This is a genomic window from Fulvivirga aurantia (assembly GCF_009711475.1).
GTDB lineage: Bacteria > Bacteroidota > Bacteroidia > Cytophagales > Cyclobacteriaceae > Fulvivirga > Fulvivirga aurantia.
Map to the genome: position 1 here is coordinate 1 of NZ_SMMD01000102.1, position 506 is coordinate 506.

The 506-nt window shown below is 38.3% G+C and carries 1 pseudogene; it reads right to left on the bottom strand.

Features of this window, described 5'->3' with window-relative positions:
- Positions 1 to 366: pseudogene (locus E1176_RS20090) on the bottom strand (hypothetical protein); the annotation flags it as partial.
- Between the last annotated feature and the right edge of the window lie 140 nt (positions 367 to 506).

The window sequence follows — 506 nt, forward strand, 5'->3', positions numbered from 1 at the left end:
AATTTGCTGCGTGCGCTTTTCAGCGGTTAGCAGGTCGACTTCGGCTTGTTTCTGCCCAACTTCGTACTCAGTACGCAAATCAGCCATTTTTTGGAGTGACTCTTTATTAAGGAGGCTGTCTTTATAAGCAGTGTAGAGTTCGTGATGGTGAAGGGCTTGTTGGTAGTTGCCGGTTTGCTTATGAATCTCGACATACTTTTCTTGAATGTCAATCTTCCACTTCTTTGCATCGACTGCATTAGCAACACTATCAGAAAGATTTAAGTAGACTTTAGCATTGTTCAGCTCATCAGCCTTAAAGTGAATTCTAGCTAGATTAAAGTAACCAACCAAAACACTATTCAAATCCCTGTTTTTAAGTGCCATATTTAGAGCTTTTTCTCCGTAATAATTCGCACTGTCAATTTCATTTATCAGATAATACCTAAGTGAAACTGCTGCGTATAAGTCTGCTAATTCATCATATATACAATCTGAAGAGCAGAGTTTATGAGCATTATTGAATG